This is a genomic window from Salinimonas marina (assembly GCF_015644725.1).
Lineage (GTDB): Bacteria > Pseudomonadota > Gammaproteobacteria > Enterobacterales > Alteromonadaceae > Alteromonas.
The window spans coordinates 481,771-495,268 of record NZ_CP064795.1 but is presented as its reverse complement, the minus strand read 5'-3'; the positions used below and the strand labels follow the sequence as shown (position 1 = coordinate 495,268).

Below are 13,498 nucleotides of genomic sequence, written 5' to 3'. Positions count from 1 at the left end.
GCCGTTGGAGGCGTAAATTACGCCAGGATGTCAAGTAGCTCGACATCAAATACCAGCGTGGTGAATGGCGGGATAGCACCACCAGCACCCTGCTCACCGTAAGCCAGTTCGCTTGGTACGTATACCTTCCATTTTGAACCGGCAGGCATCATCTGCAGGGCTTCGGTCCAGCCTTTGATTACGCCGTTTACCGGAAATTCAGCCGGCTGACCGCGCTCGTAAGAGCTGTCAAATACTTTACCGTTAATAAAAGTACCGTGGTAATGCACACGCACGGTGCTATCGGCATTGGGCACTTCACCATCACCGGTTTCAAGTACTTCGTATTGTAAACCTGATTCAGTGACCTGTACCTCTTCACGCTCAGCATTTTCTTTAAGGAATTTTTCACCTTCCTCGATTTGTGCCTTGCTCTGCTCGGCTTTTGCAGCCTGCATCCGCTCGTGAATTTCACCAAAGGCACTACGCAAAGTATTATTGTCTACCTTGGCGGCTTCTCCGGTGAAGGCATCGCTCAGTCCTGCCAGCACAGCATCAATGTCCAGCCCGTCAAACGGATTAGATTTAAGCTGTTCACCCATTTGAAAACCAACACCGTAGCTGGCCTGAGTTTCGACTGTAGAATAGTTATCGGACACAGTATCTCCTGAAATTAAATTACAAAATTTGTTCAAAAATCCATCCCAGCACGTATTAGGTCCGGATGAATTTTTTCTCGCACAACGCAGTGTAACATACCCTGTATTTACTTGCTCTAGACAGCATATCCGGGTCATTAAAACAGCAATAACTGCGCGAAATATTCCCTAAAGAGGTTAGACAACAGAATCACCAGACAGTATGGTGAAAGGCATGTAAGCAGGAGGATGCCATGCAATCACACTATGATGCAGAACTAAAAGATACCGTCAGATACCTGGGAACAGTCCTGGGTGAAACCATCAAAGCACAACTGGGCGATGAATGGCTTGAACGGATAGAACAAATACGTTTAGACGGCCGTGGTTCATACCAGGGCGATACAGATTGCAGTGAAAATCTGAAACAAACTTTCAAAACATTGTCCGACTCTGACCTTCTTACGGTAGGTCGGGCATTTGCGCAATTTCTGAATCTGGGCAATATCGCCGAGCAGGAATTCAACAGCGCGATGAATGTTGATGCTTCCATCGACACCCTGTTCAATCATTTAGATAAAGCCAACCTGAGCGCTGAGAATGTCGAAAAGGCCGTAGCCAAACTCAATATTGATTTGGTGTTAACCGCGCACCCTACCGAAGTAACCCGCCGCACCTTAATTCATAAACACAAAGAGCTGGCCAACTGTCTGCAGTCCATTCATCAGGAGACGCTCAGCGATCCTGAGCGCAGTCGCATTGAGACCCGTATCGCTGATCTGATCAGCCAGGCCTGGCATACCGAAGAGATCCGTTCGGAGCGCCCTACCCCGGTAGATGAGGCCCGTTGGGGGTTTTCGGTTATCGAAAATTCATTGTGGGAAGCCGTACCGCAATTCTTGCGTGAACTTGATGAACGTTTGCAGCAGGATTATCAGGTGAGCCTGCCGCTGGACAGTGCGCCGGTACAGTTCAGCTCATGGATGGGCGGGGATCGCGATGGCAACCCATTTGTCACCGCAGAGCTGACCGAGCAGGTATTGTATCTGGCGCGTAAACGCGCTGCCAAATTGTTCGCCGGTGACTTTGACCGTTTACAGGTTGAGCTGTCGATGTTTGATTGCAGCGACGAGCTGCGTCAGCGTGTGGGCGATGCCAACGAACCCTATCGTGCTTTATTGCGTCCGTTAGTACGCCGGTTGCAGGCGACCCGCGATGGCCTCAGTGATTTGCTGATGGGTAAAAGCGTTGATCAGCGTCGCTGGATTGCGCACAGTGATGAGCTGCTGGAGCCACTGTTGCTGTGCTACGAGTCGCTATGCAAATGCGGTATGAAAGTGACGGCTGATGGCTTATTACTGGATACGATTCGTCGGGTACGCTGTTTTGGTGTGCATTTGCTGCGCCTGGATATTCGTCAGGATGCAGAACGTCATGCCGATGTACTGGGCGAAGTAACCCGGTATCTGGGACTGGGGGACTATTCACAATGGAATGAGGCAGACAAACAAGCCTTTTTGTTACGTGAACTGTCTTCTAAACGACCGCTGTTTCCCGCGCACTGGGATGCCTCAGATGAAGTTAAAGAAGTCCTGAATACCTGTAAGGTGGTGGCCAAACACGACCAGACCGGCTTTGGGATCTACATTATTTCCATGGCAAGCCAACCCTCTGATGTTATGGCGGTGCAGCTGTTGTTGCAGGAGTCTGGCGTGAACTGGCCAATGCCGGTGGCACCGCTGTTTGAAACCCTGGACGATTTGAACAACTCGCCTGATGTCATGCGCAATCTGTTATCTATTGACTGGTATCGCGGTTATGTAAAAGGCCGTCAGTTTGTCATGATCGGCTATTCCGATTCAGCCAAAGACGCCGGGGCCCTGGCGGCCGGCTGGGCTCAATACGAATCCCAGGAAGCGTTGGTGAAAGTTGCCGCAGAACACGATGTGACGCTGACCCTGTTCCATGGGCGCGGCGGTACAATTGGCCGAGGTGGTCTGCCCGCCCACGCTGCAATTTACTCGCAACCACCAGGGTCTCTGGAAGGCGGCTTCAGGGTTACCGAACAAGGCGAAACCATTCGCTATAAGTTTGGTATGCCGAAGCTGGCCAAACGCAGTCTGGGTATTTATGCCAGTGCGATTATGGAAGCGGTGTTGTTCCCGCCACCGGAGCCTAAGCCTGAATGGCGTGAGCTTATCACCAAAATGGCGGCCAAGGGGCGTGATAACTATCGCCAAACCGTGCGCCATGATAAAGACTTTGTTCCGTATTTCAGAGTGGCCACGCCCGAGCAGGAGCTGGGTAAACTCCCCCTAGGCAGCCGGCCGTCAAAACGTAAGCCTCAGGGCGGTATTGAAAGTCTGCGGGCCATCCCCTGGATTTTTGCCTGGGCCCAGACCAGGCTGGTGTTGCCTTCATGGTTGGGGGTAATGCGCGCCATTGATGAAGTTAAAGCCGAATCAGATGAAAAGGTGGTGGCCGAGATGTTTGCTGACTGGCCATTTTATCGTTCCCGTTTATCGATGCTGGACATGGTGTTTCATAAAGCCGACCCGCGTATCAGCGAAGCGTATGATGAGCGCCTGGTGCCACAAGAGCTTAAGCATTTTGGAAAGACCCTGCGTACCGAATTGCAGGATAGCGTTGAATCGCTGCTTAAACTTACCGGGCAGCCGGAAATCATGCACAAGGACCCCCAGGGCAAAGAGTCGATGAACATTCGCGCCTCGTACCTGCAGCCTCTGCATTATTTACAAATAGAGTTGCTGGATCGGGTACGTAAAGCCGGTGATGACACCAAAAACAGCGAACTGGAACTGGCCATGATGGTTACCATTGCCGGTATTGCTATTGGTATGCGCAACACCGGCTAACCGGTAGCTTACCGCGCTGCGATAAAAACCGGCCAAACTCTTCTGGCCGGTTTTTTTATGCCCAAAATAGGTCGGAAGCACCGCTGCTGGTGGCCGGCGACACATCTGGCATAGTTATCGCTAGGACAAGTTGAACATTACAGGTTAAATTTCGTTTAATACTATTATTGGGCGGCCCGTGCTATTTTGTCAGGCTTGCCCTGCCGTAATTTTTTTTCAGGAAGCCTATGCAATACGATCCACAAAATATGCCCTTCGACAAATGCGAAGACGAGCCCATTCATATTCCTGAAAGTATTCAGGGCTATGGCTTTTTGATTGCATTTGCGCACGAAAATCTGAAAATTACCGTAGTGAGTGAAAACACCCGGGACATTTTTAGTGAGCCGCTGGTTGGCAAGCATTTTCTGGATCTGTTATCCCCCGAAGCCGATGAACGTAACTTTCTTAACGAAACCTTCGAGCGGGTCACCAAAAACAAGATTCGACTCCCTATCAAACTTCATCTAAAAACTGACGTTTTAAAGCCTGACACTGAAAGTGACTACCTGGCAGTGGTGTATGACTCTGGTGCGCACTACGTTGTTGAACTCGAACCAGCTACCGAATTTCGTGATACCTACAGCGCCGAACAATTTATCAAATTATATGCGATGACCGTCGCCCCCCGGTTCAAAGAAATGACGACGTTGGAAGAAATGGCCAACGAGATGGTGTCTACCATTAAGTACCTTACTAATATGGATCGGGTGGTACTATATAAGTTTCAGGAAGACTTTTCTGGCAAGGTGATCGCTGAAGCCAAAAGCGATGATCTGGAGTCCTATAATGAGCTGCACTTCCCCGCCAAAGATATCCCGCGCAAGCCCGTGAGCTTTATAAGGTCAATTGGGTGAGATTAACCCCCGATACCGAACTGCCGCCGTCTAAGCTGGTCCCCACTACCGAGGAGAGTAACCGACAGCCACTGGATTTGACCCGTTCTTTATTGCGTACATTCTCACCGATACATCTACAATACATTAGAAACCAAGGCCAGCGTGCGACCTTTTCTATCTCTTTGGTAACGGACGGCGATCTTTACGGGCTTATCACCTGCCATCATCGCGAACCCTGCTACATTCCACAAAATGTTCGTTTGCAGTGTGAAAACCTTAGCCAGTTGTTTAGTTGGCATTTAAAAGCGAAAGAAGAAGAACTGGCTCGTTTACGATTCGAGAAAACCGAGCGGGCGGTTGATGCCATGCTTAATAAAATCGGTCCTTCAAACCCGATTGGTAAAGTTATTAAAAATGCCGAAGGCGACTTTCTCGACGCTCTGGATACCCATGGTTTTTTATACTATTCAGAATATGAAACTATCACCCTGGGTCAGCATCTGCCGGTGGAGTTGACCAAAACTATTTTTAGCCAAGCCCGCAATAAGGATGGCTTTCCTTATGTCTGCGATAACTTGTATGAAGAATGGCCCGAAGCCAAACAACACGGCATCGCCGGCATCATGATCATTCCGTTGTTTGAGAAGAAAAAATACTTTACCGCCTGGTTTCGTAAAGAGCGTCAGATGACCCAGAAGTGGGTGGGCGCCGAAGATGAAGTTAACGAAGACTCGCCAAAAGCAAAACGCCTTGAACCCCGCACCTCCTTTACCGTGCATGAGCGTATTATTACCGGTCATTCTAAAGCTTTTGATAAAGCCGATATCAACACGGCTCATCGCCTTAACCGCATGTTTTTAGTGTATGCCCTGGAAGTCCAGGAGCGGATGCACATCAGCATTAAAGAGCTGGAAAAACAGGACAAATACCGTAACGAGTTTTTGGCAACGCTGGCCCATGAACTGCGCAACCCACTTGGTCCAATTATGTCAGGGGCCAGCATTCTAGAAACCGTCGATGATGAGAGCACCCGAAAACGCGTAACCTCTATTATCAATCGTCAGGCTGAATACATGTCGAAGCTGATTAACGATTTGATGGATATCTCACGCATCACCCGCGGTAAGGTTAAGCTGGAATTTGAAAAACTCAATATTCATGATGTTATTTCAGAGTCGCTGGAGATTGTCGATCAGCATGTTAAAGCCAAACACCACACGCTGGACGTGCAATATTTAAGTGAAGGCGTCACCGTTTTTGGAGACAAAGCCCGCCTGAGTCAGATATTTTCTAACATTATTCATAATGCCGCCAAGTACACCAATGATCAGGGCCAGATTCAGGTCGACATAAAAAAAGAAGGCTCGATGGTGGTGGTTCGCATTAGCGATAATGGCATGGGCATCCCAGAAGATCGTCTTAAAGATGTGTTTAATATGTTCACCCAAATTGAAGCGCACTCCACCCACACCAAAGGCGGGCTGGGCATTGGCCTGACGCTGGTGAGTAAACTGGTGGCATTACACCATGGCAGTGTCAGTGTGAACAGTGCCGGTACGGGGCAAGGCAGCACCTTTACCGTCAAGCTGCCCATGTCAGAACAGGCTTTTGAAAACCATGATGATAGTGAAGAGATTCATACAAGAACAGCTGGAAAGCGCATCATGTTTGTGGACGATAATGAAGATTTGGTCGACATGTATTGTCTTTTGGCCAACTCCATGGGTTTTAAAACCCGCGGTATCACCGCCCGCGCGATGCGATTGAAGAATTTAAACGCTTTAAGCCCCACTGTGTGTTTTTGGATATTGGCATGCCGGACCTGGACGGGTACGAACTGTGCAAAATCTTAAAAGCCTTGCCTGAGGCAAATATGGTGAAGTTTTATTCGCAAAGTGGCTGGGGCACCGACAAATATATAGAAAGCTCCAGACAGGCCGGTTTTGATGACCATTTTGTCAAGCCGTTGTCTAAGGAAACCATTAAAAAGGTGATGGACTAATCGCCATCTCATGCAGGGTCAGCCTGTTTTTTTGACCTGGCCCTGCATCACAAGCTGTGTAAATACGCAAAGGACCCAACGGTTCGCCTTATCCGTTGATAAGCGCTCCCCTGCTCATTAATCTGCCCCAGCCTCCGCTGACCCATTTTCCGTTAATCCGTGTAAAAAACCTACTACTTCTTTCTGAATATTTGAGACCTTTCTATGATCAATGCTTATGCAGCAAAAGACGCCGGCGGCAAACTGGAAGAGTTTTGTTACGACCCGGGCCAGCTTGGCCAGGACGAAGTTGAAATCAACGTGGAGTCCTGTGGCGTATGTCACAGTGATATAAGCATGCTAGACAATGAATGGGGCCTTACCGAGTACCCCTTCGTACCTGGCCATGAGGTTGTAGGTACGATTGGCCAGGTTGGCAGCAATGTCAGCGCATTGAAACCCGGTCAGCGTGTGGGTCTGGGCTGGCATTCGTCGTATTGCAACACCTGCCGCACCTGCCACAGCGGCGATCATAATCTATGCAGCCAGGCTCAAATGACCATTGGCGGGCGTCACGGCGGCTTTGCCGATAAAGTACGTGCGCAGGCCACGGCCGTCATTCCCTTGCCTGACAACATCAATCCCGATACTGCCGGTCCGCTTTTTTGCGGCGGCATCACAGTGTTTAATCCGCTGAATCAGTTCAATATCACCCCGACCTCAAAAGTGGGCGTTATCGGCATTGGTGGCCTGGGCCATATTGCGCTGCAGTTTTTGAATGCCTGGGGATGTGAAGTCACCGCATTTACCTCCAGCGAAGCAAAAAAACAGGAAGCCAAAGAGCTGGGAGCGCATCATGTGTTAAACAGCAAAAATGAAGATGAACTTGAAGCGGCGCAGGGCCAGTTTGATCTGATTATTTCAACGGTGAATGTCAAATTGCAATGGGACAACTACATTGCCACTCTGGCCCCAAAGGCCGACTGCATTTTGTCGGTGCCACCTTAGAGCCGCTGGATATTAATGTCTTTGGGTTAATTTTAGGACAACGGCAGGTCTCTGGCTCGCCGGTGGGCAGCCCGGCCACCATTAAACAGATGCTGGATTTTGCCGCCCTGCATAATATTGAACCGGTCACCGAAACCTATCCCTTCAGCGATATTAATGAGGCGCTGGATCGCCTACGCGAGGGTAAGGCGCATTATCGGGTGGTGTTAAAACACGATCAATAGACAATAAAAAACCGGGCTGTTTCCGGCCCGGTTTTTTAAATTTGGCTATTAAGCAGCTATATGAATTAGCTGTTTACAAAGTCTACGCCAAGCTGAATGTCCCCACGCAGGCCTTCCAGCATTTCTTCTTTAGCTTTTTGTTCAAAATCGCTAAGCTCGCCATATGGCAGAATTTCTTCTACACCATTGGGACCCAGACGTACCGGGTGCGCAAAGAAGGCAGCATCGTCGCTGTCGTCAGTTTGAACATAGGTGTACTCAACCACATTCTCACCCTGCATAGCAGCAGTCAGAGACAAACAGAAACGGGCTGCAGCCTGACCCATAGACAGGGTTGCTGAACCACCGCCCGCTTTCGCTTCAACTACCTCAGTACCTGCATTCTGAATGCGGGTCGTCAGGCTTGAAATGTCGTCGTCACTGAAACTTACGCCTTCAACCTGAGACAACAATGGCAAAATGGTGGTACCAGAATGGCCGCCAATAACCGGAACATGCACGTTGGCCGGGTCCATATCATTTAATTCAGCAACAAACGTTTCGGCGCGGATCACATCCAGCGTAGTAACACCGAACAACTTGTTTTTGTCGTATACGCCTTTTGCTTTCAGCGTCTCAGCAGCAATTGCCACCGTGGTATTAACCGGGTTGGTAATAATACCCAGGCACGCTTCAGGGCAATGCTCAGCTACACCTTCGACCAGCGCTTTAACAATGCTAGCATTGGTATTGAACAAATCAGAGCGGTCCATGCCTGGCTTACGCGGTACACCGGCAGGGATCAATACGATGTCTGCGTCGGTAAGTGCAACGCCCAAATCATCTTTACCGTGACCGGTTACTTTTACCGCTGTGGGGATGTGGCTTAAATCGACGGCAACACCCGGTACAACCGGTGCAACATCATAAAGCGCTAATTCTGAACCCGCTGGAAGTTGTGTTTTTAACAACAACGACAGCGCCTGACCAATACCACCGGCAGCACCTAACACGGCTACTTTCATTTCATTTCTCCTATGGAAATTTCACGTTTGTATAACGGTACGTCACCCTATAGTAACGCTATGAAAAAAACAATCATCGGGGCAGTTTGGCACCACGACAACATTCATTCTGCTCAAACATTCATCGACAATGCATGAATATGCATTAAAATTGCATCGGGACACCCTCTACGGCACAATAATAACTCTTTGTGAGATTAACACCAACACTGGCAGGCGCTATGGCAAATCAAAAACAAGAACAACTCATCAAAGCGTTCAAAGAAATTTTAAAAGCAGAAAGTTATGGCTCTCAGGGCGACATTGTTGAAGCATTGAAAGAACAGGGCTATGACAATATCAGCCAGTCTAAAATTTCGCGCATGCTTAGTAAGTTCGGGGCGGTGCGTACTCGCAATGCCCGCGGCGACATGGTTTATTGCCTGCCACCAGAGTTGGGGATGCCGACAGCCAAAAGTCCGCTGAAACAGTTGGTACTGGATATTGTGCATAACAATGTCATGGTGATCATTCGCACCAGTCCCGGGGCGGCCCAGCTGATCGCCCGTCTACTGGACTCTCTTAGCTCCAAAGACGGGGTATTAGGTACTATTGCTGGTGATGACACTATTTTCATTGCACCAGCGGATGTCAAAAAGATTGAAGAGCTGCGCCAACGGGTGGAAGATCTTTTCGATAATGTTTAATGCCTGCTAAACAAGGTCCCGGTTAGCACCGGGACAGGTTGTGTGACTTAGATTACTTACCCAGTTGTTTAATCAAAGCTTCAGCCGCAGGCTTTGACGAGGGAGGATTCTGACCGGTAATCAAACGACCATCTTCTACTACATAAGATTCAAAGTCGCCTTTTTTGGAATACTCTCCGCCAATATTTCGCAGTTCATCTTCCACCAAATAGGGCACCACATCGGTCAGCCCTACCGCGTCTTCTTCGGTATTGGTGAACCCTGTCACTTTCAATCCTTTAATCATTGGCTCACCAGCTTTGTTCTGCACGTTTTTGAGCACAATAGGCGCATGACAGACCGCCGCTACGGGCTTGTCCGCATTCAGCATATCTTCAATCAAAGCTTTTGAGTGAGCATTGTCAGACAGATCCCATAACGGCCCGTGACCACCAGGATAAAAGACGGCATCAAACTCGTCGGCTTTAACATCTTCTAAAGGGATGGTGGACGCCAGCGCAGAGTTGGCCAGCTCATCATTGGTAAACCGCTCGGTGTCTTCGGTTAACGCATCATCGCCTAAACTCATGGGATCCACCGGGACTGCGCCACCCATGGTTGAAGCCAGGGTAATGGTGTAGCCTGCATCCACAAATGCATAATACGGGGACGCGAATTCTTCCAGCCAGATGCCGGTTTTTTTACCCGAGTCGCCCATGATATCGTGCGAGGTCATTACCATTAACAGACGTTTTGTCATTGTGCTTCTCCTTTACGAGTTGAGTCATTGATACATAACTTGAGGTAAATTAGATTAGATTCAAGGGCAAGTCGGGGACCATTACACTGAGCGGGTACAAGCTATCAATAAGTACCCAGTGCAACACCTAGCCACCAATAAAAAAACACCGCTGCAGCGGTCAGGCTACAGCGGTGTTTTTATCTTATTGCCGGCACGGTAGTGCTGGCAAATTATGGTCTGATTAGAAGGTGTAGTTAATACCTACACGCACTTCCCATAGTGACGGCGCACGCTCAATGCTTTCGCGAGGTGCACTAAAGCCACTGTAAACATACTGACCAGCATCATTCACAGCTGCATCAATCACCGTTTCACCTACAAATGAACCCTGGCGGAAATCACCCCAGTCATCATTAAGCAGGTTAGTGAAGTTTTCCACCACGATAAAGGCGTTAGCATTATGACCGTCGGTAAAGCCTGGCAACTGCTGTGACACACGAATATCCGCTTTCAACCACCAGGCCGCGGTTTCACTGTTGCGCTCTAATGTCTGTCCACGCTCAAAGCCGTTTGCTTCAACCCACTCATTAAAGCCGTTTTCGGCTTCTGCTGCAGTTTGCAAAACGACGCCGTCACGGGTGACATCATCACCAAACACTACATTGGGGTCGCCGGCTTCTGGAATGTACAGCAGTTGGCGAGAGCGAGCAGTATCCCACGGGAACGCCGCATCATTCCCGTACACATACGAGTAAGGCTTACCTTCGTTGGCAGTGGCAAACAGGCTAAAGCGAGTGTCATAGCCATCAACTAACTCGGTCGTGTAGCTGAGTGACAAGTTAAAACGATTGCCAATGGCATAATCTGAAGTTGCCGCAGCCGGGTTATTCGGATCAGTGGTGGCAAAGTTTACGTAGTTAGAAAATGCCACCGAACTGTTCATCGGGTTGGCGTCTTCTGCATCCACGTAGGCATAAGATAGGCTAGCATCGATGCCATTGTCCCAGCTTTTGGTCAGACCCAACGAGAAGATGGTAGAAGACCCATCGCCCTGGTTTACATTACCCAGCACAAAATCGCTGCCTACCCGGCGATCAGCATCTACTTGCTCATACACTGGACGGCCATCAAATCGTGTGGCGCCAGAATACTGGATGTTAGGGTCACGATAAATCGCTGAGTCCTGACGATCGGTGAAAATCACATCGGCGGTAACAACCACCTCATACGGGGCAATATAAGTCGCGCCCAATGCGTATTTCCATTCAGAAGGAATATCAAAATCCGGGTCAGTGGCAACGGTATTACCATCGCCGTCTACCAGACTGGTATTCGCGACTTCGTCAAACTGTGCCTGCGGGATGTCATAAATTGGACGACCTTCGCCCGTTAACGGTACATCAAAGATTGAGGTCTCGCCGCTTACCCAGCCCGGAATATCACCTTCGCGGGTGCTGATATTGGTCACACCGTCATTTGAATAAGCATTGGAGATCCAGACGTTCGGGTTACCGCCGGAGTACAGACCAATACCACCACGCACTTCCAAATCGTCATTAACGGTATAGGTAAAACCAAAACGCGGTTGCAATAGGCTAATGCCATCGACATTACCGGTATTGTCATAACCATAACGGTTGGTGAAGTTTTCGTTCAACCGTGGGGTATCGCCAGAGCCATAGGTGTCATAACGCAAGCCCAGCATTACTTTCATGTCATCAGTCAGATAAAACTCATCCTGAACATAGAAGGTAGCCACATCAAAGCTAAACGAGGCACCGGCATCCGCCGGATTGTTGGTACCAGCTGAGTTGTTGTAATAAATACGGTCAGCCAGACCGGCTTCAAAATCAGCCAGTGAATCAAACCGGTATTCACCCACGGTATGCTGCATAAAGAGGTTAAATACATTGGTTTTTTCATACTCAACACCGGCAGTGATAACATGCTCACCCCAATAGTAAGTACCCGCCAACTTCATAGTGGTGACATCGTATTCCAGCTCGTTAGACTGACGTGAGTCATCCGGGCCAAGATAAATAGTACCACCATCGGCAGCATCAATTTGTACTTCAGCAAAGCCCGAGTCAGCATCCAAAGAGGTTTGACGGTTGTCCAGCTTGATATGACCTACACGAAACTCTGTAATAAAGTCTGGCGTCCAGTCTGAATACAGTGAACCCACTAAGCTTTGCAGTTCTGCGCCACGCTCATAAAAATGGTTACTGAACGGCAGTTCATCGCTGTCAGCGTCTGACTGGCTAATACTGAAACCATCATTCCAGTTGTAGACCAGTGACGCACGGTGACTAGAGTTGATGTTCCAGTCTAATTTAACCAGCAGCTTTTCATCTTCAATGGGTGACGACGGTGGGAAGCCGCCAGCATCATAACCATAAACGCGCTGAGCAATTTCAGCGGCGGCATCGGCATCTTCCTGAGAGATACGGTTGTTTAAACCGTTGTAATCAAATAATTGACTACCTTCCAGCTTTTCGTAAGTGGTGAACAAGAACAGCTTATCTTCAATTAGTGGCAGCCCTACGTTGAAACCGTAGCGTTTTTCGTTGTAGTTACCATTGTCCTGTTCGATATCGTCGGCCGTGTCACCACGCAAAGAATCGTTGGTGTAATCGAAGAACACGCCGCCATGAATCTCGTTGGTGCCTGATTTTGTAACCGCGTTGATGTTACACGCAGTAAAGCCACCGTATTCCACATCAAACGGGGCCAGTTCTACCGCAACTTGCTGAATGGCATCGTATGGAAATGGCATGCGCTCGGTTGGATAGCCATTGCTGTTCAGACCAAAGCCATCGTTCATACGAATACCGTCAAGGGTCAGGCTGTTGAAGCGGGGGCTGGCACCACCGCAACTGATCGCATCATTAAAGCTTTCGTCAACAAATACGCGCGGATCAGCACGCACAATGTCGGTAATACTACGGTTTATTGCCGGGGCATTTTCCAATTCATCCAATCCAAAAACACTTTGCGGCCCGGTGGCGCCAAAGTTTGTCGCAGCCAGCGAACTGCCGCTTACCGAGATAACTTCGATATCAGAAGGCTCCTCAAGTGCCAGATTCAGACCGTACGGGTCACCCAGGTTAATGAAGATATCGTTGATGGTGGTGTCTTGGTAGGTATCCGAATCAACCACAATTTTATAAGGGCCACCTACTCGCAAACCACGCAGGTTGAAGGTACCGTTGGCGTTAACGGTAACCTCACGGGTGGTACCAGAGGGCACATGGACTACTGTGACTGTAGTACCTGTAGCCGGTGTTCCCTGCGGCGTTACGATTTTACCTTCCATCGACGACGAGGTTTCCTGGGCCATTGCAGTAGAGGCAAGGCCCACCGACAATGCAACCGCCACCGCGACGCGACTGAATTTTGATTTAGAGATCATGTGTGTTTCCCTTTTATTCATAGTATGTAGGTAATTGTCATTCGAAAGCTGTTGTTGTATTGGCAATATAAGTTGAACTTTTCGCGGGCCG

Annotated in this window: 9 protein-coding genes and 1 pseudogene; 6 read left to right on the top strand and 4 right to left on the bottom strand. The window is 49.1% G+C overall.

Features of this window, described 5'->3' with window-relative positions:
* Positions 1–17 precede the first annotated feature (17 nt).
* Positions 18–638, bottom strand: coding sequence for an FKBP-type peptidyl-prolyl cis-trans isomerase (locus tag IT774_RS02170; protein WP_232365085.1), 621 nt, complete (start codon positions 636–638; stop codon positions 18–20).
* A gap of 233 nt (positions 639–871) precedes the next feature.
* Between IT774_RS02170 and ppc the strand changes: the two genes are divergently transcribed.
* From ppc to ahr, 5 genes and pseudogenes are all read left to right on the top strand, one after another.
* Positions 872–3,493, top strand: coding sequence for a phosphoenolpyruvate carboxylase (gene ppc / locus IT774_RS02165; RefSeq protein ID WP_195811142.1), 2,622 nt, complete (start codon positions 872–874; stop codon positions 3,491–3,493).
* A 227-nt stretch (positions 3,494–3,720) separates the two neighbouring features.
* Positions 3,721–4,389, top strand: a complete 669-nt coding sequence (locus IT774_RS17195; RefSeq protein WP_232365084.1) for a phytochrome family protein — start codon at positions 3,721–3,723, stop codon at positions 4,387–4,389.
* The gene (locus tag IT774_RS02160; RefSeq protein ID WP_232365083.1) at positions 4,386–6,224 is read left to right on the top strand and encodes a GAF domain-containing sensor histidine kinase; all 1,839 of its coding nucleotides are present in this window, start codon (positions 4,386–4,388) and stop codon (positions 6,222–6,224) included. Before IT774_RS17195 ends, IT774_RS02160 begins: the two co-directional genes overlap by 4 nt.
* Positions 6,167–6,373, top strand: a complete 207-nt coding sequence (locus IT774_RS17190; RefSeq protein WP_232365082.1) for a response regulator — start codon at positions 6,167–6,169, stop codon at positions 6,371–6,373. The genes IT774_RS02160 and IT774_RS17190 overlap by 58 nt, the downstream gene beginning before the upstream one ends.
* A 204-nt stretch (positions 6,374–6,577) precedes the next feature.
* Positions 6,578–7,584 (top strand): annotated as a pseudogene (gene ahr, locus IT774_RS02155) (NADPH-dependent aldehyde reductase Ahr).
* Positions 7,585–7,649: 65 nt separating this feature from the next.
* Here the strand turns inward: ahr and mdh are convergent.
* Positions 7,650–8,588, bottom strand: a complete 939-nt coding sequence (mdh, locus tag IT774_RS02150; RefSeq protein WP_195811141.1) for a malate dehydrogenase — start codon at positions 8,586–8,588, stop codon at positions 7,650–7,652.
* Between the two features lie 221 nt (positions 8,589–8,809).
* On the opposite strand from mdh, the gene argR reads away from it, so the two are divergent.
* Positions 8,810–9,274: a transcriptional regulator ArgR gene (gene argR, locus IT774_RS02145; protein ID WP_195811140.1), complete on the top strand. Its 465-nt coding sequence runs from the start codon at positions 8,810–8,812 to the stop codon at positions 9,272–9,274.
* Between the two features lie 52 nt (positions 9,275–9,326).
* Here argR and IT774_RS02140 read toward each other — a convergent pair whose 3' ends face one another.
* Both IT774_RS02140 and IT774_RS02135 read right to left on the bottom strand, forming a co-directional pair.
* Positions 9,327–10,013 carry a type 1 glutamine amidotransferase domain-containing protein gene (locus IT774_RS02140; protein WP_195811139.1) on the bottom strand — a complete coding sequence of 229 codons (687 nt, stop codon included), beginning with the start codon at positions 10,011–10,013 and terminating at the stop codon, positions 9,327–9,329.
* 223 nt (positions 10,014–10,236) lie between these two features.
* Entirely contained in the window at positions 10,237–13,407 is a 3,171-nt protein-coding gene (locus IT774_RS02135; RefSeq protein WP_195811138.1) for a TonB-dependent receptor, read from the bottom strand.
* Between the last annotated feature and the right edge of the window lie 91 nt (positions 13,408–13,498).